Annotated in this window: 19 protein-coding genes; 6 read left to right on the forward strand and 13 right to left on the reverse strand. The window is 72.1% G+C overall.

Annotated features, from left to right (window positions below):
* The first annotated feature begins 81 nt into the window (after positions 1-81).
* On the forward strand, positions 82-984 hold the full coding sequence (locus ACFQVD_RS19510) for a TIGR03621 family F420-dependent LLM class oxidoreductase (protein WP_364149085.1): 903 nt from the start codon (positions 82-84) through the stop codon (positions 982-984).
* A 151-nt stretch (positions 985-1135) separates the two neighbouring features.
* Positions 1136-1447 (forward strand): hypothetical protein, encoded by a 312-nt coding sequence (locus tag ACFQVD_RS19515; protein ID WP_343964296.1) that lies wholly within the window; start codon positions 1136-1138, stop codon positions 1445-1447.
* 189 nt (positions 1448-1636) lie between these two features.
* Here the strand turns inward: ACFQVD_RS19515 and ACFQVD_RS19520 are convergent, their stop codons facing one another.
* From ACFQVD_RS19520 to ACFQVD_RS19535, 4 genes are all read right to left on the reverse strand, one after another.
* The gene (locus ACFQVD_RS19520) at positions 1637-2506 is read right to left on the reverse strand and encodes a class II glutamine amidotransferase (protein ID WP_343964294.1); all 870 of its coding nucleotides are present in this window, start codon (positions 2504-2506) and stop codon (positions 1637-1639) included.
* Positions 2507-2562: 56 nt separating this feature from the next.
* Entirely contained in the window at positions 2563-3987 is a 1425-nt protein-coding gene (locus tag ACFQVD_RS19525) for a glutamate decarboxylase (protein WP_343964292.1), read from the reverse strand.
* 110 nt (positions 3988-4097) lie between these two features.
* Positions 4098-5030, reverse strand: a complete 933-nt coding sequence (locus ACFQVD_RS19530) for a phosphotransferase enzyme family protein (RefSeq protein ID WP_343964290.1) — start codon at positions 5028-5030, stop codon at positions 4098-4100.
* Positions 5027-6394, reverse strand: coding sequence for a helix-turn-helix domain-containing protein (locus ACFQVD_RS19535; protein WP_343964288.1), 1368 nt, complete (start codon positions 6392-6394; stop codon positions 5027-5029). Before ACFQVD_RS19535 ends, ACFQVD_RS19530 begins: the two co-directional genes overlap by 4 nt.
* A 237-nt stretch (positions 6395-6631) precedes the next feature.
* Here ACFQVD_RS19535 and ACFQVD_RS19540 point away from each other — a divergent pair, with 237 nt between their 5' ends.
* Complete coding sequence (locus ACFQVD_RS19540) at positions 6632-7132, forward strand: ATP-binding protein (protein ID WP_343964286.1); 501 nt, start codon at positions 6632-6634, stop codon at positions 7130-7132.
* Positions 7133-7155: 23 nt separating this feature from the next.
* On the opposite strand, the gene ACFQVD_RS19545 is transcribed toward ACFQVD_RS19540, so the two are convergent.
* Entirely contained in the window at positions 7156-7302 is a 147-nt protein-coding gene (locus ACFQVD_RS19545; protein ID WP_343964284.1) for a hypothetical protein, read from the reverse strand.
* A gap of 142 nt (positions 7303-7444) precedes the next feature.
* Here ACFQVD_RS19545 and ACFQVD_RS19550 point away from each other — a divergent pair, with 142 nt between their 5' ends.
* Positions 7445-7963 (forward strand): hypothetical protein, encoded by a 519-nt coding sequence (locus tag ACFQVD_RS19550; protein WP_386368591.1) that lies wholly within the window; start codon positions 7445-7447, stop codon positions 7961-7963.
* Positions 7964-8028: 65 nt separating this feature from the next.
* Here the strand turns inward: ACFQVD_RS19550 and ACFQVD_RS19555 are convergent, their stop codons facing one another.
* Positions 8029-10515 carry a glycoside hydrolase family 3 N-terminal domain-containing protein gene (locus ACFQVD_RS19555; protein ID WP_343964280.1) on the reverse strand — a complete coding sequence of 829 codons (2487 nt, stop codon included), beginning with the start codon at positions 10513-10515 and terminating at the stop codon, positions 8029-8031.
* Between the two features lie 346 nt (positions 10516-10861).
* Here ACFQVD_RS19555 and ACFQVD_RS19560 point away from each other — a divergent pair, with 346 nt between their 5' ends.
* Both ACFQVD_RS19560 and ACFQVD_RS19565 read left to right on the forward strand, forming a co-directional pair.
* A complete protein-coding gene (locus ACFQVD_RS19560) occupies positions 10862-12391 on the forward strand; it encodes a PucR family transcriptional regulator (protein WP_343964278.1) in 1530 nt (509 codons plus the stop codon).
* Between the two features lie 205 nt (positions 12392-12596).
* Complete coding sequence (locus tag ACFQVD_RS19565) at positions 12597-13847, forward strand: NAD(P)/FAD-dependent oxidoreductase (RefSeq protein WP_343964276.1); 1251 nt, start codon at positions 12597-12599, stop codon at positions 13845-13847.
* Here ACFQVD_RS19565 and ACFQVD_RS19570 read toward each other — a convergent pair.
* Genes ACFQVD_RS19570 through ACFQVD_RS19600 form a run of 7 tightly spaced genes read right to left on the reverse strand, consistent with a single transcriptional unit; the run spans position 13821 to position 24801 of the window.
* Entirely contained in the window at positions 13821-14669 is an 849-nt protein-coding gene (locus tag ACFQVD_RS19570; RefSeq protein ID WP_343964274.1) for an SAM-dependent methyltransferase, read from the reverse strand. The genes ACFQVD_RS19565 and ACFQVD_RS19570 overlap by 27 nt on opposite strands.
* Positions 14670-14700: 31 nt before the next feature.
* Positions 14701-15918, reverse strand: coding sequence for a cytochrome P450 (locus ACFQVD_RS19575; protein WP_343964272.1), 1218 nt, complete (start codon positions 15916-15918; stop codon positions 14701-14703).
* On the reverse strand, positions 15915-16700 hold the full coding sequence (locus ACFQVD_RS19580) for a thioesterase II family protein (RefSeq protein WP_343964270.1): 786 nt from the start codon (positions 16698-16700) through the stop codon (positions 15915-15917). Before ACFQVD_RS19580 ends, ACFQVD_RS19575 begins: the two co-directional genes overlap by 4 nt.
* Positions 16697-21217, reverse strand: coding sequence for a type I polyketide synthase (locus ACFQVD_RS19585; RefSeq protein WP_386271707.1), 4521 nt, complete (start codon positions 21215-21217; stop codon positions 16697-16699). The genes ACFQVD_RS19580 and ACFQVD_RS19585 overlap by 4 nt, the downstream gene beginning before the upstream one ends.
* The gene (locus tag ACFQVD_RS19590; protein WP_343976342.1) at positions 21214-23088 is read right to left on the reverse strand and encodes a non-ribosomal peptide synthetase; all 1875 of its coding nucleotides are present in this window, start codon (positions 23086-23088) and stop codon (positions 21214-21216) included. Before ACFQVD_RS19590 ends, ACFQVD_RS19585 begins: the two co-directional genes overlap by 4 nt.
* Positions 23089-23096: 8 nt before the next feature.
* On the reverse strand, positions 23097-23972 hold the full coding sequence (locus ACFQVD_RS19595) for an NAD(P)-dependent oxidoreductase (RefSeq protein ID WP_343976345.1): 876 nt from the start codon (positions 23970-23972) through the stop codon (positions 23097-23099).
* Positions 23973-23982: 10 nt separating this feature from the next.
* Positions 23983-24801 (reverse strand): SAM-dependent methyltransferase, encoded by an 819-nt coding sequence (locus ACFQVD_RS19600; RefSeq protein WP_343976348.1) that lies wholly within the window; start codon positions 24799-24801, stop codon positions 23983-23985.
* Between the last annotated feature and the right edge of the window lie 164 nt (positions 24802-24965).

Raw genomic sequence — 24965 nt, forward strand, 5'->3', positions numbered from 1 at the left:
ATGACAAGGAAAAATCCGGTTCTACCACCGGATGACATTTACGGAGATGCCGTGGCGGAAATTCGGCCATTCCGTTTTGGGGTGGAGACGGAGGGTGCCCGGAACGCGGCCCGCTGGCGGGACACCGCCCGCGCGGTCGAGGACCTCGGCTACCGGACGCTGCTCGTCATCGACCATCTCAGCGACCAGCTCGCACCGGTTCCGGCGATGCTGGCGGCGGCCGACGCCACGACGACGCTGAGGGTCGGCTCGCACATGCTCGCCAACGAGTTCCGCCATCCGGCGTTGCTGGCGAAGGAGGCGGCCACCGTCGACCTGCTGTCGGAGGGGCGGCTGGAGCTCGGCCTCGGGGCGGGGTGGAACCGCGCCGAGCACGACCGGATCGGGGTCGAGCTGCCCGCCCCGCCCACCCGGGTGGACCGGCTGGCCGAGGCGATCGCCGTCGTCAAAGGTCTGTTGGAGCACGAGTCGTTCAGCTTCTCCGGCCGCCACTACACCCTCGACGAGGTGGCCGGACTACCGCGGCCGGCGCAGCGGCCGCGGCCGCCGCTGATGGTGGGCGGCGGCGGGCGGGCGATCCTGTCGCTGGCCGCGCGCGAGGCCGACATCGTCGGCCTGAACGCCAACCTGGCGTCGAGCCGTTCGGACGCCTCCAGCGCGGCGACCATGACCGGGGCGGCCACCGCCGCCAAGGTGGAGTGGATCCGGGCTGCGGCCGGATCCCGGTTCGACGCGCTGGAACTCAGCGTCCGGGTCTACTACACGGCGGTGACCTCGGACGCGGAAGCGGCGGCCGAGGGACTCGGCCCGCTCACCGGGTTGCCGGTCGCCGAAGCGCTGCGCTCACCCCACCTGTTGCTGGGCGACACCGAGCGGCTGGTGGACTCCCTCCAGGAATATCGCGAAATATATGGTATTTCCTATTTTGTAATTACGGCCGATGCCTATGAGGCGTTCGCCGGGGTCGTCGCCAGGCTGGGATAGCCGAGACAGATGCGGATTTCAGGGATTCTGTTCCGGCCGTCTTCGCCCTAGTCTGATCCCACAGTCGTCGGCATAGGGACGGTTTCTAATGGACATAGCCGCGGTGTCGTCCGCCGTTGCCCTCATGGCCGCTGGCGGCGCGGTCACGACTGTGGGCGAACAGATGGCCCTGGAGGTGATCGAGCGGATCCGCGCGAGGATCCGCTCGATCTTCGGCTCCGACGAGCGCTCCACGGAGACACTGGACCAGGCGATCGAAGAGCCCGGCGACGAGGGCCGGGTCAGGTCGCTGGCCGAGGCACTGTCCTGGTACGCGCGGCGAGACGAGGAGTTCGCCGCCGAACTGGAGGGATGGGCGCGCGACCATCCGGTTCCGGCGCCCCTCGTGCAGAACATCCACGCGGGCAGGGACGCCTACACGGCCGGCCGGGACATGACGGTCGACCAGCGATCGGCCCCCTGAGACCGTCGGCTCCGGGCTGACTGCAGGCTTGATGCCCCGGCTCACCCGGCCGGCGGCATCCTGCCTCGCTCAGCCGCCGGACCCACCGGGCGATGGCACGGACCAGGAGGCCGGGTACGCCTTGTGGACCGCGCGGAAGTCGGCCTCGCCTCCGGGTGCGGCTCGATGTCGCGACCTGGGAACCCGTTCTCAGGTCGCCTGCTGTGAGGCCGCGGCCTCCGGGCGCAGGTCGGCGAGGCCCAGCCGGTGGGCCGGCTCCTCCGGCAGCACGACCCGGCGGGTGGGGCTGAGGTCCGGTCCGATGTGGAACAGCTCGCCGGGCTCCATCAGGTGCCACTGGGGATGGTCGTCCATGCGTTCGCTGGCGACCACGGACGCGGAGACGCCCGCCAGGTCGCGGGAGCGGACGCGCATCCGGTCGTTGCTGCCGCTGTGGTCGAGGTGCCGGACGCCGTGCTGCCCGCCGGCGGCACGCCGGAGCACGTAAAGCCGGTGGGTGTCGGGATAGCGCAGCGCCCACAGGTCCCGCGGCGTGGTGAGGACCAGGTTGAGGGCATAGACGGGCAGGTTCCTGGCGACCCAGCGCGCGGCGCTCTCGATGCCGGCGGCGACGTCGCCGCCGTGCGCCCTGGTCTCACGGGTGATCAGCGCGAAGAAGCGCTCCGAGTCGGTGTCCCCCCGGACCAGTTCCCGGTCCTTCCCCAGTTCCGCGTCGAGGTCGTCCAGGCCCTCGATCACCCCGTTGTGCGCGAAGAGCCGCCCGTCCTGCAGGAAGGGGTGCGTGTTGCGCACCTCCAGGTCGCCGGTGGAGGCGAAGCGGATGTGCGCCAGAAAGGTGCTGGACTCCACCTCCTTGGCCTCCTCGGCGAAGCACCGGTCCTCGTAGGCGGCGATGGGGGCCTTGTGCATGTGCGGGGTGCCGTCGGCGTCGAAGTAGCCCAGCCCGGTCCCGTCGGGGTCGCGGTGGCTCTGGCGACTCAGGCTGTCCGGGGCGTCCAGCAGCCAGAAGGTGGCACGCGTACGTTCAGGGGTGCTGCTCAGGCCGAACAGACGGCACATCCCAAGGTTCTCCTTCTCCGTCGTCTCCGCTCCGGCCCGTACCCGGCCCGGCGCCGTCAGCCGTGGTGCCGGGACCGCACGGCCCCGGCGCCGTGCGCGAAACCACCGGCGTCCTCGGCGGTGTGACGCGGCCGGTCCTGGTCGGAAAGGCGGGGCAGGACCCGGCGCAGGTCCTGCAGCAACAGGTCGGCCAGGTCGTTGCTGAAACCGTTACGGACGACGACGCGCAGCACCGCCAGGTCCGTGCGGTTCTTCGGAAAGGTGTAGGCGGGCACCAGCCAGCCGCGCTCGCGCAGCGCGGCGGAGACGTCGAAGACCGTGAAGTTGTCGATTCCCTCCCGTACCCGGAAGGCGAACACCGGAGCCTGGCCGCCGTCGGTGACCAGCTCGAACCGGCCCAGCCTGGCGATCTCCCCGGACAGCCGGGTCGCCACGTCCCGGCAGGTCTGCTGGACCCGGCGGTAGCCGTCGAAACCCAGCCTCAGGAAGTTGTAGTACTGCGCGACCACCTGGGCACCGGGGCGGGAGAAGTTCAGCGCGAAGGTCGGCATGTCCCCGCCGAGGTAGTTGACGTGAAAGACCAGGTCGTCGGGGAGCGCCTCGGAGTCACGCCACAGCACCCAGCCCACCCCCGGCATCACCAGCCCGAACTTGTGCCCGGAGGTGTTGATCGACGCCACCCTCGGCACCCGGAAATCCCAGTGCAGGTCGGGGTCGAGGAAGGGCGCGATCATCGCGCCGGAGGCGCCGTCCACGTGGATCGGCACGTCGAGTCCGGTACGGGCCCGCAGGTCGTCCAGGGCCGCGGCGATGTCGGCGATGGGCTCGTAGCTGCCGTCGTAGGTGGAGCCCAGGATGGCCACCACCCCGATGGTGTTCTCGTCGCACAGCTCGACGGCGGTCTCCGGGCTCAGGTGGTACCGGTCGCCCTCCATCGGCACGTACCGGGGCTCGACGTCGAAGTAGTCGGCGAACTTCTCCCAGCAGATCTGCACGTTGACGCCCATCACCAGGTTGGGCCTCCCGGCCGGGCGCCCCTCCGCCTGGCGCCGGTGCCGCCAGCGCCGCTTGAGCGCCAGACCGCCCAGCATCGCCGCCTCGCTCGACCCGGCCGTCGAACAGCCCACCGCGCGGTGGGGGTCCTCGGCGTGCCAGAGCCGGGCGAGCATGTCCACGCACCGGATCTCCAGCTCCGCGGTCTGCGGATACTCATCCTTGTCGATCATGTTCTTCTCGGCGCACTCGGCCATCAGCCGCCGCGCCTGCGGCTCCGCCCAGGTGGTGACGAACGTCGCCAGGTTCAGCCGCGCGTTGCCGTCCAGCATCAGCTCGTCGTGCACCAGCTGGTAGGCCGTCTCCGGCTCCATCTCCCCGTCGGGCATGGCGTAGCGCGGAACCCGGAGCGGCTCCCGGCTGAAGATCGGGTTGACCTCCAGATCGCGGCTTCCCCGCCCGGTGTGACCGGGCCGCCTCAGCGGCATCGCCCCACCCCTCCCCCGCCGACCACTGCCCTCACCTGGGCTTTCCCCCTAGGCTGGGTACCCGTGCAGCCGCCGTACGACACCAGCCGCCGGTGATCCGCCCGGATCGATCACCGGTACGGCTGCCACCTGACCGTCTGGTCGCGGGCCTTGAAACTGCGCATGCGGTGTTCCCACTGCGACCGGATACCCGGGTTGCTGCGCAGCACGGGCAGGACGCTGGTGACCAGCTTCAGCTCGCGGAGGCGGCGCAGCACCGGGAAACCGCGCCAGCGGGTGACGTCGAAGCCGTAGCCCTCGGCGAGCGACGTGTGCTCGTCGGCCGGGTAGTCCATCCGCAGGCGGCCGACCGCCACCGGGGCGAGGTCCCACTCGCGCGGGCCTGTCCCGGTGCTGTCGAAGTCGCACAGCACCGGCCCCCTGGGCCCGGCGATGACGTTGCCCATGAACACGTCACCGTGGATGACCCCGGCGGGGAGCGCGTAGTCGAGCGCGGCGAGCCGCTCCTCGACCTCGTCGCACTCGTCCAGCAGGAAGGCGTGGTCGCCCGCGGACAGGTCCTCCGGTTCGGCGAGCCGCTGACGGACCTCGGCCATCGGGGCCCACTCCGGCAGGTCCACCGGCGGGTCCGGCAACCTGTGCAGGCGTCTGAGCAGGATGGCCAGCTCGCCGCCGCCGGGGCGCGGGCCCACCTCGGGGACGTGCTTCCACAGCGTGACCAGGTGGCCCTCCACCTGGAGCGGCTGCTCGCAGCCCGGCAGGAGCCGTACCGCGGGGAAGTCGTGGTCGGCCAGCCAGCGGGCGACCCGCACCACGGTCGGCACCCGCGAGCGGGCGGCCGAGGATCCGGCGATGCGCACCACGACGGGCGCCCGGCGCAGGCGGAAGACCGCGTTGTTGGTGAACTTGATCAGCTCGGCGTCACCGGACGCGAGCCCGGCCCGGTCACAGACGGCTGCCAGCAGCGAGTGGAGCCGATCGCGGGTGAGACCGCCTGCCTGACCGGCGGCGTGCTCTGCGGCGTGGTCGGTGGTCATCGTCATGCCGCACGCACCACCGAGATGCGCCGGGCGAGGTCCTGGGCGTCACCGGCGTGCGCCCGCATCATGGCGACCGCCTGCAGCGGCGCGAGACGGTCGGTGATCCGCATCGAGCGGATCTCGGTCGCCAGGGTGACCGCCTCGTTGCCGTTGGCGATCCCGGCGGTCATGTCACCGGCTCTGAGCTGCACCGTCGCCAGAGCGGTCAGCTCGAAGGCCCTGCTCCTGGCCATGCTCGGGTCGCGCTGCCCGAGCGCGTCGGTGAGGAAGCGTTCGGCGATGCCGAGGTGGGTGTCGAGGTGGGTCTCGGCGAGGTCGGCGTGCACCATGCCGCTCGTGGCGTCGAGGTCGGCGGCGCCGAAGAAGCTCACCCAGGCCGGGGACTCGCGGTCACGGGCGCGAGCCAGCTCGTCGGCCGCCCGGTTGATCGATTTGAGCGCGAGATCGCTGTCGCCCAGCAGGGCGTAGGCCCACGCCTCGTTGGCGAAGAGCATCGCCACGGTCCGCTCGCAGCTGGCGTCCTGCGCGCAGATCTGTCCGAGCTGGAAGAACCGCAGCGCGTCAAGGATGCGGTCGCAGTGCAGGTGGACGCGGCCCATCCGGTACAGGACGTTGGCCGCCAGCGAGGAGTTCCTCGCGTGTTTGGCCTGTTCGAGCGCGCGGGCCAGGTGGCTTCTGGCCGAGCCGTACAGGCCGACGTCGAAGGAGGTCCAGCCCGCGAGGTTGTGCTGGTCGGCCAGTGCCTGGTGCAGGCGGAGGGTGACCGACTCCGGGCACGAGGCCCGGAGCAGCCGCTGCGACCAGGCCAGCTGTGCCACCACCGCGTCGCGGCAGACCCCGCCCCCGTGCCGGTAGTCCAGGGCGCGCAGCGTGCGGGTCACCGTCTCGATCTGCTCGACGTCGGCCATGCCGATACGGTGCGGGACGGGGGTCTCCGTGGGCGTGACCGGCTCGATCCACTCCTCCGCGTTCCCGGACGCCGCGCCGATGGTCACCTGCGCGGCGTGCGCGAGCAGGCGGCGCACCTGCTCGTCCTCGTTGGAGTCGTCGCGCTGGTCGGCCGCCGCCGGGACCGGTGTGGTGCAGGAGGCGTCGTAGGCCAAACCCATGTAGCCACGGGGAATGCCCAGACCGTCGGCGATCCGGCCCAGCACGTCGTACGCCATCACCTGGCGGCCCTTGAGGATCTCGGATATCTCCGACTGGGACTGCGCGGTGAGGGCGGCGATGTGACGTTGCGAGACGCCGATCCGCTGCAGTAACCGGTACACGGTGGCCATGTCGCGGGCGGCCAGAGCCTGTCGCATCTGTGGGCGTTCCCAGAGTGCGGGGTCGACTTCCCGCGCGTTCACGTTGCTGACGTTCATCCGCTCTTCCCACGGCCGAGTTCCCTTGCCGCCAAGGTAACCGGCGATACGACGTCGCCGGAGCCGTATCGGTGCGACCGATCACCCAAGGTGATCGGCTCGACCTATCACCCGACCGATCTGCGGACAGTATTGGTCCTGCGACTCTCCGTATATCGGCCTTGTCCCTCAGGATGGGGGATTCAGACCAGCGAGCGCGATCCCGCGGCCCTGGTGTCCTACTCGATAGGAGCAACGATGCTCACCGAGCACGCTCCAGCTCTGGAGGTCGGCGTGCGCGGCAGGCACCGCGGACGCTTTCGAGTGACCGCCTGGTGTCTCCCCCCGGGCAACGCCGCCCGCCGGGCCCGCAAGCTGCTGCACGACCTGCTGTCCCGGCCGCCCTTCGCCCCCGACGACGTCGCCGACCTGGAGGTCGTGGTGACCGAGCTCGCCACGAACGCCGGCAGTTACGCCCCCGGCCCCTACGAGCTGCGTGTCCTGCACGACCGCGAGCTGCCGATCAGGGCCGAGGTCGCCGACGCCGGCGGCGGGGTCCCGCTGATCGAGCGCCTGCTGCGCCGCCCGTTCACGCTCCCCGGCCACGTGGACGAGCTGTCACTCGGCGGACGGGGCCTGCGGATCGTCGAGGAGTACACCTCCGGGCGCTGCGGGGCGCGCTGGACCCGGCTGTGCGGCACCGGGCAGATCGGAACCGGTGTCTGGTTCGACCTTCCGGTGCACCGTCCCCGGCCGTGAGCGCGCCCCGGCGGGGCACGGGTTCACCGCCCGGACCTCGCCAGGCGCTCCACCTCGTGCCGCTCCAGGCAGGCCGGCGCTCCGCGGTAGTGGGTCTCGGCCTCGCCGTAGCGGCCGAGTTCCTTGCGCAGCACCCCAGGGCCGGCCGCACCGCCGCGCCCACCGCTCACCCTCGGCGTACCGGCCGCGCCTTCGGCGGTACACACCGGGCGGCAGGCACCGGCTGATCACCTTGATCGGGAACATCTCGGCTGGTTCGTTGTTGTGCCGGACTCCGTGGGAGTGTTGCGGCTTATGAGTAGGTCGTTGAAGATGACACACATCCTGCTGGTGGCCGCGTTCGCCGCCGGCCTTTCCGCCTGTTCGGCGGAGGACGGCTCGTCCGCCTCCTCCACCGCTCCGGCCGTCTCCGCCTCTCCCACCGGATCCGAGAGCACCCCCGCCCCTGCCGTCACCGTCACCGTCACCGCGGAGCCCTCGCCTCCGGCAGACTCGACCGACCCCCCCGCCGAGCCCGGGAGGGACGAGCAGGGCGACGGCGCCGGGGACACCGGACCGGCCGTCTACCTGCTCGGACCACTCGGCACGAGTCTGGGACAGCCGGGCTGGATCACCGTGCAGACCGGTGACGGCGATGTGCAGTCGGTCATGCTCAGCCCGGACGCGGTGGTGCTCGACGCGCGGGGGACGATCTGCGACACGGGCAAGGTCCCGCACAGGTGCACCGCGGCACAGCTGGAGAGGGCGCTCAACGCGCGAAAGCCCCTGAACGCCAAGGTGATGCTCCAGGGCGGGGTGGCGGTGAGGATCGAGGCGACCACCGGGAAGTGACCGGGGCCGGCGGACCCACGCGTTCGGCCGCGTGGGTCCGCCGGTCGGCCGCGGGGAGGTGCGGGTCAGCCCACCGTGCAGGGTGCGCCGTTCAGGGTGAACTCGGTCGGCCTGGGGTTGGCACCGGTATAGGTGCCGTTGAACCCGATGCCGGTCGAGGCGTTGGGCGCGATGTTCGCGTTCCATGACAGGTTCGTCGCGGCGACGGCGGTGCCCGACTGCGACCAGGTCGCCGACCAGGCGGGCAGGGTGACCTTCTGGTCGCCGGGGAAGGCGAACCGCAGCGTCCAGCCGTTGACGGCCGAGGTGCCGGTGTTGGCGATGGTCAGGTTGGCGCTGAAGCCACCTCCCCAGTCGTTGACCGTGTAGGTGACCTTGCAGGTGCCGTTTTCGCCGCCACCGCCACCCGTGGTCGCGGTCACCGCGGCCGAGCGGGCCGAGCGGTTGCCCGCCGCGTCACGCGCGTACACCGCGAACGTGTGGGCGGTACTCGCCGCCAGCCCGGTGACGGATGCCGAGTTGGTCGTCGGTGTCGCCACCGTGGTCTCGGTCGTGCCCTGCACCCGCACCACGTCGTAACCCGTCACGCCGACGTTGTCGCTGGACGCCGTCCACGTCAGGTTCACCGACGACGAGGTCACGTTCGACACCGTCGGGGTGCCCGGCGCCGTCGGCGGGCTGGTGTCCGCGGCGGACTCGTAGGTCAGCCCGTATCCGTAGGGGAAGAGCGGGGTCTTGCCGTCCCCGTCGTTGATCGGCTGCTGGCCGGCGCTGTTCATCCAGGTCACCGGGAGCCTGCCGGTGGGCTGGGTGAGGCCGAAGAGCACGTCGGCGACGCCCTGCCCCTCGGTGCCCGGCAGCCAGGAGGCCACCAGCGCGTTCCACCCGGAGAGCTGGGAGGATATGTCCAGCGGGCGGCCGGAGACCAGGACCACGATCACCGGCACCCCGGAGGCGCGCAGCGTGTTGATGGTGTTCAGGTCCGCGCCGTCCAGCCCCATGGCCCCGGTGCGGTCTCCCTGACCTTCCGCGTACGGAGTCTCGCCCACCACCGCGATCGCCGCCCGGTAGGAGGAGTCGATGCCGCTGCCGTTCTGGTTGTAGGTCACCGTCGTGGCGGAACCGACGGTGTCGCGGATCCCCTGCAGGATGGTGGTGCCGGGGGTGATGTTCCCCGACGAGCCCTGCCAGGAGATCGTCCAGCCGCCGCTCTGGTGGCCGATGTTGTCGGCGCTCCTGCCCGCGACGAAGATCTTGCCGCCGCCGGTGGCCAGCGGCAGGATGTTCCCGCCGTTCTTCAGCACCACCTGTGACCTCGCCACCGCCTGGCGGGCCAGGGCGCGATGCGCGCCGCTGCCCACGGTCGAGGTGTAGGTCCGGTCGGCCAGTGGCCGCTCGAAGAGTCCCAGCTCGAACTTCTTGGTCAGGATGCGCCTCGTGGCGTCGTCGACGCGGGACAGCGGCACCCGCCCCGCCTGCACCTCGGCGCGGAGCAGGTCGATGAACTGCCGCCAGGCCTCGGGCTCCATCACCATGTCGATGCCGGCGTTGATCGCGGTTCGCACGTCGACGGCGGAGAGCCCGAGGGCGCCGTCGATCTGGTCGACGCCGTTCCAGTCGGAGACGACGAAGCCGGTGAAGCCCAGTTCGTCCTTGAGCACCGAGGTGACCAGATACCGGTTCCCATGCAGTCTGCTGCCGTTCCAGCTGCTGAACGAGACCATCACCGACCCCACCCCGCGCTCCACCGCGGCCCTGAACGGCGGCAGGTGGACCGCCCGCAGCTCGGTCTCGGTCAGCTGCGCGTCGCCCTGGTCGACGCCGTTCACGGTGCCTCCGTCGCCGACATAGTGCTTGGCGGTGGCCAGTACCGAGGCCGGCCCGTTCAGCGTCGCGCCCTGCGTGCCCGTGATGAAGCTCGTCATCGACGAAGGGATCTCCGGCAGTTCCCCGAAGGACTCGTAGGTGCGGCCCCACCGGTCGTTGCGCGCGACGCAGACGCAGGGGGCGAAGTTCCAGTCGACACCCGTCCCGGTGACCTCCTCGGCGACCGCCCGGCCGATCTGCTGCACCAGGGCGGGATCCCGGGTGGCACCGAGCCCGATGTTGTGCGGGAAGATCGTCGCACCGACCACGTTGTTGTGGCCGTGCACCGCGTCCACGCCGTAGATCATGGGGATGCCCAGCGGCGTCGCGAGGGCGGCGTTCTGGTAGCCGTCGTACATGTTCGCCCAGGAGGTGGCGTTGTTGGGCGAGGGCGCCGAACCGCCGCCGGACAGCACCGAGCCGAGCCGGTAGGTGGTGACGTCGGAGTTGCCGACCGAGCCGCGTTCCGCCTGGGTCATCTGGCCGATCTTCTCGTCCAGCGTCATCCGCGAGAGGAGGTCGGCGACCCTGGTCGCCACCGGCAGGCCGGGATCCTGGTAGGGATTCACGGCCGCCGTCGCCGTCGCCGGGACGGACATCCCGGCCGCCAGCAGCAGCGCGGCGAGCCCGGCGCGGAGACGGCGGCCCGGCCGGCCGAGCCGATCGGTCAGGAGGGAGGTGCGCACATCGGGCCCCTTCGGGGAGGTCTTCCGGAAAGGCGGGTCGGACGGCTTGCGCCGGCCATCGTGGGAGCGCTCCCACACCTCGCACCATAGAATGCGGCCCCCCGCGGGCCAAGGGACCTCCACCTCCCCACCGGCCTGCCGGCCCGGCACTCACCGGGCCACCTGGACGGACTCACCCCGGCCCGCCAGCCGCCCGGTGAAAATTTCACCGCCGGACCAGGCACCGACGGACCCCGCCCTCGGCGGTTCCCACCGGATCGCCGTACCGTCGAACTGCTAGAACGGTGTTCATGCCACAAGCCCGCCGGCAGGCGGGCACGGCAGAGAGCATGCAGAGGTCGCGTAGATGTTGAAGCTGGACCGGTTGGTGAACGTTCTCGGCGGCTACGGGGCTCGGCTCTGCTGCGCTCCGGCGTCGCGGGACGTCGAGCTGCGCAGCGTGGTGGTACATGATCCGACCGACACCCGCCCCGCGACCGGTGACGTGTTCCTGGCGGTGGGCGTGGAGTCGGCGTCCGACGCCGTACGCCTGGCACGGGCGGCGCGGGCCGTCACGGTGCTGGTGCACGGGAACCCTCCCCTCGACGAGGGCACGCTGGAACAGGCCCTCGCCGACGGGATCGCCGTGCTGCTCGTCGAACCGGCGGTGTCCTGGAGCCAGCTCCTCGGCGTGGTGTACGGCCTGGTGCTCGAAGGCAGCCAGACCGGGCGGGGGCCGAACGATCTGCTGGCCTTCGCGGACACGCTCGCGGCCGAACTCGGCTACGCGGTGACGATCGAGGACCAGATGTCGCGGGTCCTGGCCTACTCCGGCTCGCAGCAGACCGCCGATCCGGCCCGGCTGGAGACGATCCTGGGCAGGCGGGTGCCGGACGCCATGCGCCGGCTGTTCGAGCGGGAGGGCGTCTTCGCCCATCTGGCGACCTCCGACGAGCCGCTGTTCGTCGACCCCTCACCGGCACACGGTCTCAGAGGCCGCATGGTGGTCGCGGTGCGGGCGGGGCGCGAGTTGCTGGGATCGATCTGGGTCGAGTGCGAGAGCCCGCTGTCCGACACGCGCCGGACCATCCTGGAGGACGGGGCGCGGGCGGTCGCGCTGCACCTGCTGCGCTCCCGGGTCAGTGCGGACCTGGAGCGTCAGGTGGAGTCCGATCTCGTCATCCAGCTGCTGGAGGGGACCGCCGACACGGCCGCGGTGATCAGCAGGCTCGGCCTGCCCCGGGAGCGGTTCCGGGTGATCGCGCTCCAGGCGCACATCGCCGAGGAGCGGCATGCCGCGATCCTGCTGGCCTTCGAACGCGCGACCACCGGTTTCGGCTGGTCGCGAGCAGGACGGAGCGCGCTGTTCGGCAACACCCTGTACACGGTGCTGCCCTGTGACAACGATGCCACGCCCGCCCTGGACTGGCTCGCCGCGATCGCGAACGTCCTGCCGCGGCGGGTCACCGTGCTCGCCGGTGTCGGCGGCCCGGCGGGACCCGCCCAGCTGGCCGCGAGCAGGCAGGAGGCCGACGAGAGCCTCGCCCTCCGGGCGATGCGGCCCGCCGGTGCCCCGGCGGTCGTCTACGACGAGGCGTGGGACGAGATCCTGCTGCAACGCCTCCGGGCCGCCGCCTCGGCGGGGCGTACCCCCGCCCGCGGGCCGGTCGCCGAGCTGACCCGGCATGACTCCGAGCACGGCACCCAGTACATCGCGACGTTGCGCGCGTGGCTGGAGGCGCAGGGCGACCTGGCCGTCGCCGCCGGCCGCCTCAGTGTCCACCCGAACACGGTCCGCTACCGGCTGCGGAAGATGGCCGAGATCACGAACCTCCAGCTCGAACTGCCGGAGAAGCGGCTGGCGATGATCATCGCGCTGGCGGTCGGCCGGACCTAGACCCGCGGCGGGGCACCGTCCGGCCGGTGCCCCGCGGAGCGGAGGAGGGAACCGCGGTGGGCGCCGGATCCGGGGCCCAGCCCCCGGCGCTTGTTCTCGCACGACAAAACACACCATTGCGCTTGTCCGAAATGCACACACCACTCTCCGGCCAGGCCAGCGATCCTCGAAAGAGGCAATGAATATCAGAGTGGAGAAAATGGTCATGGGCATCGACGGTGGGCCGCGTACGGCAGTGGTGATCGGCGCCGGCGTGGTGGGGTTGTCCACCGCGTGGTTCCTGCAGGAGCGCGGCGTGGAGGTCACGGTCGTGGACCGGGACGACGTGGCCGCGGGCGCGTCGTGGGGCAACGCGGGCTGGCTCTCCCCCGGGCTGGCCATCCCGCTGAACGAGCCCGGCGTCCTCCGCTACGGCCTGCGCTCCCTGCTCGACCCGAGCGCCCCGCTGCACATCCCGGCCACCCCCGACCCGGCGCTGCTGTCGTTCCTCACCCGGTTCGCCGCGAACTGCAGCTGGAAGTCCTGGGGCCGTGCCGTACGGGCCAACCTCCCGTTCAACGAGGAGTGCCTGGAGGCGTTCGACGTGCTCACCGCGAACGGCGTCGAGGCCCCCACGGTCGAGGCCCCGATCATGGCCGCCTTCGAGACCCCGCGGCAGGCGGTGGCGCTCCTGCACGAGCTTCGGCGCATCAACGAGTCCGGCCTGGAGATCAAGTACAGCGCGTTCGAGGGTGACGACCTCGGCAGGCAGGCGCCGCAGCTCTCCTCGCGCGCGCGGGCCGGGATCCGGCTGGACGGGCAGCGCTACGTCGACCCCGGGGAGTTCACCCGGTCGCTCGCCCGCTCCGTCGTCGCCCGGGGCGCCACCATCCGGTCCGGCTTCCGGGTGATCGACGTCTACTCCCACTCCGGCGGGATCGCCGTCCGGTCGGCTGACGGGGACTCCGTCAGCGCCGACGCCGTCGTGCTGGCCACCGGCGCGTGGCTGAACCAGCTCGGCGCCTCCTGGGGCGTCCGGGTGCCGGTACGCGCCGGACGCGGCTACTCGTTCACCGTGCCGACGGACGAGCCCGTACCCGGGCCGATCTACCTGCCCGCCGTGCGGGTGGCCTGCACGCCCTACCAGGGCAAGCTGCGCGTCGCCGGCACGATGGAGTTCCGGGACGCCGACGCCCCGCTGTACCAGAGGCGCGTCGACGCGATCATCGCGTCCGCCCGGCCGCTGCTCAGCGGCGTCTCCTGGGAGGAGCGCACCGACACCTGGGTCGGCCCGCGCCCCGTCACCCCCGACGGCAGGCCGCTGATCGGCGCCACCCGCGCCCCCGGCAGGTACGTCGCCGGCGGCCACGGCATGTGGGGGTTCACCCACGGGCCGGTCACCGGTCGCATGCTGGCCGAGCAGATCACCACCGGAAAGCAGCCCGCGGCCCTACGGGACTTCGACCCCGTCCGCTGAGGCGGGACGGTCCGGCCCTCGGGCGGTGATCAGAACGCTGCCCGAGGGGATCGTGGCCCAGTCGGCGATGCCGTCGCGGATCCAGGCCACGGTCCCCGCGCCGTACTCGGCCGCCAGCTCCGCGCGATGGGTGTCGAGCCGCTCCAGGATCCGCCGGTAGAACGGTTCGGTGTACTCGGTGAGGTCCTCGACGGCGTCGACGCCGAGACCGGCGGCGCGCAGGATCTCCACATACGTCCCGGCCTGCTCGATGGAGTGGACCTGGAACATCTCGAAGTACGCCGCCAGCCGAGGCCGCAGCTCGCCGGTGACGGGAACGTGCAGGCACGGGGCCTCCACCACCAACCGGCCACCGGGCCGCAGCACCCGGACGAGTTCGGCGAAGAGCGGCTCCGGCGCGAAGTGCGGCGTCGACTCGAAGACCAGCACCGCGTCGAACGCGCCGTCGGGGTAGGGCATGGCCAGCGCGTCGCATCGTTCGAAGGAGACCAGCGGTTCCACGCCCCGTTCGCGCGCCCACGCCCTCCCTCGTTCCAGCGCCCGCTCGTCGACGTCGATCGCCGTCACCCGCGCCCCGGTGCGTTCCGCCACCGTCACCGCGGGACGCCCGTTCCCACAGCCCACGTCCAGCACCAGCTCACCGGCCCGCGCGTCCAGGCGGTCGACCACGACCCCGGTCAGCCGGTCGGTGGCCTCCTCGATCGGCGTGTCGTCGTCGGGCCCCGACCAGTAGCCGTAGTGCAGGTCGAGCCCGCCGACCTTCTCCGTCAGCGAGGCCAGGTAGTCGTAGGAACCCGTGGTGGGACAGGGCGTGCTGGGCATCTTTCCTCCGTACACCGATCTGGCTCGCCGGTCACCAGGACACCGGCAGTGATTCGAGGCTGTAGGCCGCGTTCATCGGGGTGAACCGGAGCTCCTCGAACGGGACCTCCAGCCGCAGGCCGGGGAAGCGGTTCAGCAGGCGGGGAACGCAGACCCGTAGTTCCAGCCTGGCCAGCTCGGCGCCCAGGCAGTAACGGGCGCCGTGCCCGAAGGCGAGATGGGGCAGCGGCTCGCGGGTGATGTCGAAGCGGTCGGCGTCGGGCCCCAGGACGGCGTCGCGATTGGCCGACGGCAGGGAGCACAGGACGTACTCCCCCGCCCGGATCTCCTGGCCGCCGACCGTGACGTCCTCCTCGGCGGTGAAGACCTTGCCGAAGGAGACCACCGACAGGTGGCGGAGCATCTCCTCGACCGCGCGGTCCACATCCGCCGAACCGTCGCGCAACGCCGCGGCCTGGTCCGGGTGGCGCAGCAGGAGCAGGGCTCCCAGCCCGATCGTGCCGGCCGTCGTCGCGTACCCCGCGAGCAGCAACTGGGCGGCGATCCCGGCCAGCTCGACGTCGGAGAGCTCCGCGCCGTACGACGAGATCAGCCTGCCGACAAGGCCGTCGCCGGGATCACGGCGGCACCGGGAGACGAACGCGCTCAGGTAGGTGTCCAGCTCGGCGAAGGCGACCGCCTGCTCCATCGGCCTCGGGGCGAAGTCGAGGAGGACGTCGGCGTTGCGCCGCAACCCCTCCCGGTCTGGCTCGGGGATCCCGAGGAGTTCGAGGAAGATCCGCGCCGGGACCGGGAGCGCGAAGTCCGCGATCAGGTCGGCGCCGCGCCCGGAACGGCGCATCGCCGCCATCCGCTCGTCGGCCACGGCCTCGACACGCGGGCGCAGCGCCCGCAGCCGGCGGGCACCGAACTCCGCGTTGAGCATCCGCCGGAGGCGCGCGTGCTCGCGGGGGGCGTACGTCGAGAAGAAGCCGGGACGCGGCGGCGGGAACCCTCCCGGCGGCTCCGGCGGCGGGATCGGGCCGTCGACCGCCGCCCTGGAGCTGAATCGCCACTGGTCCGCGACCACGCGGCGGGCGTCGGCGTAGCGGGTGACCAGCCACGCGCTCGCCCCGGTCGAGAGGGTGACCCGGACCACCGGCTCCTCGGCCCGCAACCGGGCGAACTCCTCGGCCGGGTCGAGGGGGCAGACGCTGGAGCGGCGGACGAAGAGCGGCACCGGCGGGCTGTCGTCGATCACGGTTGTCACGCGTGCGGGGAGGAGGAGAGTCGCCGCACACCGGTGTCGCCGAGGCGGGTCACGATGTCGGTGACGAGGGCCGCCTCCGCGCCCACCGGGTAGAAGTGGTCCCCCGGGAAGGTCAGCAGCTCGAACCCCGCGGCCGCGACGCGGTTCCAGGCGCGCATCTCGTCGTGGCTCACCCGCCGGTCGTCCGTCCCCAGGTAGGCGGTGATCGGAGCGGCGATCCTCGGGGTCGAGGCGGGCCGGTAGGCGTGCAGCAGGTCGTGGTCCGCCCGCAGCGCGATCATCGCCAGGTCCATCAGCTCGGGGAAGCGCAGCAGCGCCGGATCCGCGGCCGCGGCCTGCTCGGCGAGTTGGTCGTCGCCGATGGGAATCCGCCGCGCGTCGCTCGCGCACAGGTGCGGCGGCGCGTGCGCGGACACCAGTAGCGACACCGGGGAGATCCCGTGCTCCACGGCGAGCCTGACCGCGACCTCGTAGGCGACCACGGCGCCCATGCTGTGCCCGAACAGGGCGAACGGGCGGTCGAGCAGGGAGAGGAGCACCCGGCAGACCTGGTCGACGAGAGGCTCCATCCGGTCGATCGGCCGCTCGTTGATGCGGTTCTGCCTGCCCGGGTAGCACACGGCGGACAGCTCGACGTCCTCGGGCAGATGGTCCTGCCATCCCCGGTAGAAACTCGGCGACCCCCCGGCGTGGGGAAAGCAGACCAGGCGCAGCCGAGGCTCGGCGAGCACCTGCCGCCGGCGCAGCCACATGCACTGATCGGCGGGGATCGTCTCGGTCATGATAGATCGCTCCTTTCGAGAACCGGGCGCGGACCACCCGCCCCGGCCTCTCCCTCGCCGTCCGCCCGGGCCACGGCGAGTGCCTTCGCCAGGCCCTCGATCGTCGGAGCGACGAACAGCGCCTTGACCGGAAGCTGGACCCCGAATCGCTCCTTGCAGCGCTGGACCACCTGCAGCGCGCTCAGTGAGTGACCGCCCAGGAGGAAGAAGTCGTCGCGCCTCCCGATCACCTCGACGCCGAGCACGTCCTGCCAGACGGCCAGCAGCTCCAGCTCGCGGGGGCTCCACTCATCGGTGCCGCCGGCGGGTGGCGCGGCGGGGTGGCGCGGGCGAGGAGGCCGTGACCGGGCGGCGGGCACGGCGGGGCGCCGCGCGGCCTGCCCCGCGCCCTCCGGCGGCCGGGAGGAGACGACCACCTGTCCCAGGGGAAGGGCCGCCAGGCACCTCTCGAAGGCCGCGACTCCCTCCTCGGGGCTCAACCCGCCGCTCAGCCCCTCACCGGTGAGCTCGCGGTGGCGCCGTTCCATGTCACGGGCCATTCCCACCCCGTTCCAGCGGTCCCAGTTGATCGACAGCACCGGCAGGCCGTCCCGCCGCGCGCAGAGGGCGAACGTGTCGAGGAAGGCGTTGGCCGCCCCGTAGCAGGTGAGCCCGGGAACCCCGGAGAACGAGGCCAGCGAGGAGAACAGCGCGACGAAGTCGGGAAGCGCGCCGACCTCCCGGAGGGCGGAGACCAGGGTGGAGGTCCCCTCGGTCTTGGCCCGCAGCGCGGCGGCGACGTCGTCCTCGGTCAGGAACTCCGCCATGCCGCCCCCCGGCACACCGGCGGCGTGGATCACTCCGTGGATCTCGCCGAACCGCGACCGCGTCTCGTCGAGAACCTCCCTGAGGCGCCGGGCGTCGGCGACGTCCGCGCCGCGTACCAGGACCTCGTCTCCTCGGCCCGCAAGGAGGGTCGTCGCCTCGCCACCGCGCGGCGGGGACTCCCCGGACGCTCCGCGCCCGATCAGGACGAGCCGGGCCGAGTACGTGTCCGCCAGGTGCCCGGCCAGCCGGAGCCCGATCCCGCTCGTCCCCCCGGTGATCACGTAGGTCCCGCCCCGGCGTATCCGGGGGCCCGTTCCCGGTGTCACCCGCAGCGGCTCGAAGTGGCGCAGCCAGCGGTGTCCTGCCCGCAGGCCGATCGGGTCCTCGCCCGGGTTTTCGGGTGAGGGGCGGCAGAGCTCGGCGAGGAGTTCCGCGGCTCGGGTTCCGTGCTCCTTTCCGTCACCGGGATCCAGGTCCACGAGCCGGATGCGCACGTCGGCCAGCTCGTGGCGGAGCGGCCCCGCGGCTCCGATCGTGAGGGCCTCGCGCGGGTCGAGCCGCTCGCTCCCGGTGATCTCCAGGGCCCCCCTGGTGACCAGGGAGAGATCGGCCCGCGGCCGGCCGCTCAGGGCACGGGCCAGGCCGACGACGTGGCCCAGCGGCGGGCAGGTCCGCGAGAGCGGTGACGCTCCCCAGAGGCAGACGATCCGCGCCGGTCCGGCCGCGTCGGCCTCCACCGTCTTCAGGAGCCTTTCGTAGTCCTCCCCGCACCCGGGGTCGATCGTGATCCGGTCCGGGGCCACGCGCTGGAACGCCCGCCCCGGGGTGACGACCACCGTGGTGGCCCCGTACTCCGCCAGCTTCGCGACGATCGCCTCGGCGAGGGACGACGAGTCGGAGAGCACGATCCAGCGGTGCTCCCGCACCTCCGGCCCCGGATCCGCCGGCACCTCCACGGCGCGTTTCCAGGTGACCCCGTACAGGCCGCCGGGTGAGCGTTCCGCACCGGAGAAGGCGGCGGGCTCCGCGCCGCGCGCCGGGTCCGGCGGGCGGATGACGGTGGGCGCGAAGGGGTAGGGCACCGCGGGCAGCCGGAGCCGCCGTTCCGGCCAGAGCGAGGGCAGGTCGACCTCGACGCCCGCCTCCCACAACCGGCCCAGCGCGCGGAGCAGGACCTCCCGGTCGGCCCGCTCCTCCAGCGGATGGCGGGTGACGTTGACGACCACGGAGTCCGTGCCCGCCCTCGCCCGGGCCGGCGTGCTCAGCGTCGTACCGGGACCCACCTCGACGAGGATCTTCGGCCCGTCGGCCAGGACGTGGCCGAGCGCGGCGTCGAACCTGACCGTCGCCCTCAGATGGTTGACCCAGTACTCGGGGTCGGCGAAGTCGGCGTCGCCGGTCCCCGTCACGCCTGAGACCAGGCGCGTCGAGGGGGCACGCAGCTCGATTCCGGCCATGAAGCCGCGGAACTCCCCGAGTACGGGGTCGACCAGGGCCGAATGCGCGGCGGTGCCGAGCGGCAGGAGGCGGCCGGTGATCCCGCGCCGGTCCAGCAGCTCCCTGACCTCTGCGATGTAGGCGGCGGGGCCGGCGAGCACGCAGGACGCCGGGCCGTTGACCACCGACAGGCACACCCCCTCTCCGAGGAAGGGCTCGACCTCCCGTTCGGAGGCCGGAACCGCCAGCATCGCCCCGTCGCGCAGCGAGGCCAGCAGCTCGCCGCGTTTGGACACGACGGCGAGGGCGTCGCGCAGCGACATGACACCCGCGACGCAGGCCGCCGCGTACTCACCGAGGCTGTGCCCCATCAGCAGGGCGGGGATCACCCCCCGCGACATGAGGAGCCGGGCGAGCGCGATCTCCATGACGAACACGGCGGGCAGCGCCAGGGCGGGATCGCTCTCCCCGTCCGGGACGGGGACCGGCGTCGCGCCGGGCTCGTCCGTCCACAGGGCGCCCAACCGCCCGGCGGCGGAGCGGTCCGGCAGCAGCTCCAGGCACTCGTCCACGGCCGCGCGGAAGACCGGCTCCTCGTGGTAGAGCTCGCGCCCCATCCCGGGATACCGCGTGCCTCCGCCGGGGAACATGAACACCACGTCGGCGTTGCCCGCGCGGACGGCGGAGGCGGTTTCGCAGGTCGCGCGCCCGCGCAGCTCCGCCACGGCGTGGGAGCGGTCGCGGAAGACTCCGGCGTACCGGAAGGGGAGATGACGGCGGCCGGCCGCGAGGGTACGGGCGAGGTCGGCGAACTCGGGATCGGAGACGTCGCAGAGGGCGTCCGCGCAGGCTCCGGCCATCTCGGCGAGGGCCGTCTCGTCACGCGCGGACAGCGCGACGAGCTGCCACGGAGGGGCCGGGGCGGTGGGCGGGCACGGCGGCGGCTCCTCAAGGATCACGTGGGCGTTGGTGCCGCCGATGCCGAAGGAGCTGACGGCCGCCCGGCGGGGAACATCCGTGAGCGGCCAGTCCTCCTGCTCCGCCGCGAGGCGGAACGGGCTCGTCTCGAAGTCGATCTCAGGGTTGGGGTGCGGCGAGACGACGGGGCTGGGCGGGATCCGGCCGTGCCGGACCATCAGCGCGGCCTTGATGAAACCGGCCACTCCGGCTGCCGCGTCGGTGTGCCCGATGTTCGATTTCACCGAGCCCAGCCGGCAGTATCCACGCCCGGTCGCCCCCGCCGCCCGGTAGGCCCGGGTCAGCGCGGTGACCTCCACCGCGTCTCCGAGCGCCGTGGCCGTTCCGTGGGCCTCGACGTAGCCGACGGTGTCCGGGTCGACGCCGGAGACCGCGAGCGCGGCCTCCACCGCGGCCTGCTGGCCGCGGACACCGGGTGCCGCGTAGCTGAGCTTGTCCGAACCGTCGTTGGTGACCGCGCTTCCGGTGACCACCGCGTAGACGCGGTCGCCGTCGGCCAGAGCGTCCCCGAGCCTGCGCAGCACCACGATCCCGAGGCCGTCCGCGGGGACGAACCCCGACGCGTCCCGGTCGAAGGACCGGACATGGCCGTCGGCGGACCAGACGCCGCCCTCCTGGTGCAGGTAGCCCTGCCTGCGCAGCGGCGTCCAGGAGACCCCGCCGGCCAGGGCCATGTCACAGTCGTGGGTGATGAGCGCCCGGCAGGCGAGGTGGATCGCGACGAGCGAGGTGGAGCAGGCTGCCTGCACGGTGATGCTCGGCCCGGTCAGGCCGAGCTTGTAGGAGGCCCGGGTGGAGAGGAAGTCCTTGTCGTCGGCGGCCGCCAGGAGGTCCGCGGAGGTGCCGAGGAAGGCTCCGCGGTCCCTGTCCCGGTGCGTGCCGAGGGTCTGCCCCGCGTAGACGCCGATGCTGCCGGGGAAGCGGTCAGGCGCGTGGCCGGCATCGTCCAGGGCGTGCCAGGCGGCTTCGAGGAACATGCGTTGCTGCGGGTCCATGAGGGCCGCCTCGCGCGCCGAGTAGCCGAAGAAGGCGGCGTCGAACCGGTCGGCGTCCCAGAGGATGCCACCGGCGGGAACGAGTTCGGGATCGGCGAGGCGCGCCTCGCTCGCCCCGCCCTCCCGCAGCTCGTCCGGGGTGAGCTCGGAGATGCCCCGGCGGCCCTCGGCGATGAGGCGCCAGTATTCGGCGGCGTCGCGCGCGCCGGGAAAGCGGCAGGCGATGCCGACGACCGCGATGTCGGCACCCGAGACGCCGACACCCGCGATGTCGGCGCCGTCCGCGTTCGTCGGTTTCAACTCTGTCGTCCTTTCCAGCGGCGTTCCTCCAGTGACCGGCTTCCGGCGAGCAGGTTCCTCCTGTTCGCGGCGGCCGTCGCGAGGTCTCGCCCGGACCGGTCACGATCCCCGGCGCGCGTGTCGAGAAGTGCCGCGAGCGACCGCACGTCGGGGGCCGCGATGAGGTCGGCGACGGGGAGCAGGACCCCCCGGCGTTCGTGGATGTCGGCCTGGAGGGTGACGAGGTCGACCGAGGTCCCGCCCAGCTCGAAGAAGTTCTCCTCCGCGCCGACCTCGTCGAGTCCCAGCAGCAGCCCCACCATCTCGGCCACCTCCCGCTCTCCCGGGCGCGAGGACACCGCGTGGCCGTGCCGCGGCCGGCCGCCCGCCGGGCTCGGCAGCGCCGCGCGGTCGACCTTGCCGTGGGGGGTCAGCGGGAGCCGGTCCAGTGTCACGAAGAGCGACGGGATCATGTACGGGGGGAGCCGGCCGGCGAGCAGCTCGCGCAGTTCACCGGCGGGAACCTCCGGTCCCCGCGAGAGCTGCGTGTACGCGGTGAGCCTGGCGGTTCCGGTCTCCTCACCGGTGGTGGTCACCACCGCTCCGGTGACGCGCGGGTGGCGCATCAGGGCCGCCTCGACCTCGCCGGGTTCGATCCGGTATCCCCGGACGTTGAGCTGTTCGTCGATCCGCCCCACGAAGTCGATCTCTCCCCCTCCCAGCCGCCGGGCGAGATCGCCGGTACGGTAAAGGCGCGCGCCCGGGCGCCCCGCGAACCTGTCGGGGACGAACCTCTCGCGCGTCAGGTCGGGCCGCTTCAGGTATCCCCGCGCCACACCGCGTCCTCCGACGTACAGTTCGCCGGTCTCCCCCTCCGCGACCGGGTCACCCGCCGCGTCGAGGATGTGGACCTCGACCCCGGCCAGCGGGCGTCCGACGGACGGCCTGCCCGCCCCCGGCCGGCAGCGCCCCGCCGTCGCGGACACGGTGGCCTCCGTCGGACCGTAGGCGTTGAACAGGCGCACCCTGGGCGCCCACCGCTCCACCAGGAACTCCGGCAGCGCCTCGCCGCCCGAGGTGATGGTGGTCACCGGCACCGGGACGTCCTCGGGCAGGGTGGCCAGCAGCGACGGAGCGCCGGACAGGTGGGTGATGTCCAGCTCGCACAGGACGCGGCTCAGCTCGCGGCCGTACAGCGACACCCCGGCCTCGGGGACGCACAGGGTCGCGCCGTTGAGCAGGCTCATCGCGAACTCCCAGACCCAGGCGTCGAACGTGAACGGCGCGAACTGCAGGACGCGGGCCCCTTCGAGGTCGCCGAAGAGCAGCCGCAGCCCCTCCGCCAGGTTGGTCACGCCGCCGTGGTCCACCAGCACACCCTTGGGCGCGCCGGTCGATCCTGAGGTGTAGAGCACGTAGGCGAGGCTGTCGGCCCGGGTCGCCGGTGCGGCGCCTCCCCGCGCCGATCCCGTGGCGGGCTCCGGCCTTTCGAGGCCCGGCCGTACGGAGCGCAGGCCACATCCCGGCAGCAGTTCCTCCGGGTCCCGGTCGGCGACGACGATCCGGGTGCCGGTGTCGGACAGCACCAGCTCGTTCCGTCCCACCGGGTGCGACGGCGGCAGGGGCACGTAGGCGCCACCGGCCTTCCAGATGGCCAGGACCACGGCGGGCAGCAGGAAGGAGCGCTCCATCAGCACCCCCACCGTGTCGCCCGCCCGCACCCCCGCCGCCATGAGCTCACCGGCCAGGACCGTGGCGTGCTCGCGCAGCTCCGCGTACGTCATCCGCCCGCCCGGGTGGACGAGGGCGTCACGCTCGGGCGCGACCTCGGCCCATCTCTCGAAGAGACGGTCGGCACCGGCCGCGCCGCCGACCGGTTCAAACCCGTGCATGTTTCCCCTCAGCGGTTATGGACGGCCGCTCGGCGGCTGCGGAACTGTTCGGTGAGCACCGCCACGTGCTCGCGCCGGTAGCCCTGCTCCATCGCCTTCAGCACGCGCTCGCGCATCACGCCCAGGTAGGACTGGTCGATCCCGGCCCGCTCCGCGATGCCGGTCAGGTTGTTGAGGACGTCCAGGTGCGAGGTCAGCGGAGCCTGCTCGAAGGTGTAGTCGCGGCGCGCGATGAGACCGAGGCCGACGCCGATCGTGTTCTGGAAACCGGGGTCGTAGAGCGGCACGGATTCGGCGAAGTCGTTGAGGGGGACGCCCAGGCTCTCCGCGATGGCCGAGCACTCCAGGAAGCCGTTGACGAACGCGTAGTAGAAGGCGCTGGACACGACGTGGTAGGCCTTCGCGTAACCGGGGTCGGAGCCCAGACGCACCTGCTTGCCGGAGAGCGCCTCGGTCACATTCGCCAGTTCCTTGAAGTCCTCGGCCGCCCCGCCGTAGACGGTGAAGCAGTCCTCGGTGCCGATGGCGTCCGGATAGTTGAGGATCGCCGCCTCCAGGTATCTGCCTCCCGCGGCCTCGACCCGCGCTCGCAGCGGGGTGACGTCGTCGGGGACGCCGCTGGCGTTCTGCACGACGAGCCTGCCGGAGAGATCGGCCGCGGCCTCGTCCAGGACCCGGTGGGTGACCTCGTAGTTGAGCAGGCAGAACAGCACGATCGGGGATGCCTCGATCGCGGCGGCCGCCTTCTCGTGGACGTGGACGTTCCTTCCCGCGAGCCTCTCCGACCGCTCGGGCGTGCGGTTCCAGACCGAGACCTCAAGGCCGGAGTCGGCGCAGGCCCGCACCACCGCGGAACCGATCACGCCGGTTCCGATGACTGTCATGTCCGCCATGTCAGTGCTCCATCCTGTTGAAGGTCATGACCACTCCACCGACCTCGGTGGCGTCCGCCCAGGCTGCGAAGGTGTCGAGCAGTCGCTCGGCGCCGGCCCCGGTCTCAAGCCGCCTCCGGAGCGCCCGTACGAGCCGGGGGAAGGAACCGCGCACGTTCTCCGTGATGTCGACGAGTTCGGTGATCGCCATCCCCGCCTCCCGCGCCGCCGACAGGTGGTCCTCGGGCGTGTCGAGCGACACGGCGTTCAGCATGGCCAGATAGGGGCCGATGCGCCCGCGGATCTCCTCCGTCATCGGAACCCGCGGGTAGGGCGTCTCGACCACCAGGCGCCCCCGCGGACGCAGCACCCTGGCGATGCCCCGGTAGAGATCGGCGATGTCGAAGTGCGGGGTGACCTCGAAGGCCAGCACCGCGTCGAACGAGGCGGTGGCGAACGGCAGGTCCAGCGCGTCGACGCGCCGGAAGTCCACCATCTCCGCCATCCCGTGCGCCGCGGCGTGCTCGGCCCCGTTGCGCAGCGCCTGCCGGTCGATGTCGATCGCGACGACCCGTGCCCCGAATGTCCGGGCCAGGCGCACCGCCGGACGGCCGTTGCCGCAGCCCACGTCCAGCACCTGTGAGCCGGGCCCCACGTCCAGCCGGGCCAGCACGAAGTCGGTCATCCGCTCCGTGGCCTCGGAGATCGTGGTGTCGTCGTCGGGCCCCGCCCAGAAGCCGTAGTGCCGGTCGGGCCCCGCCGTCTCGCCCACCAGTGCGGCGATCTCGTTGTAGGTCGACTCGATCTCCGAGGGAGCCGTTCTGACGTTTCCCGCGTCCACCCGGAGTTCGGAGTCCTCACCATTCAGACCAGAAATGAGAAACCTCCCGAACCGGCACCAATAAGCTTAAATTGCCGATCGAATCAATTCCCCGGCCGAGCGAAACAGTAGCAGTGGGGGTCGGCACAGTCGACGACCTCGAATATCGGTTTCCCACCCACTCG

Source organism: Streptosporangium amethystogenes subsp. fukuiense (assembly GCF_042665875.1).
Classification (GTDB): Bacteria; Actinomycetota; Actinomycetes; order Streptosporangiales; family Streptosporangiaceae; genus Streptosporangium; species Streptosporangium fukuiense.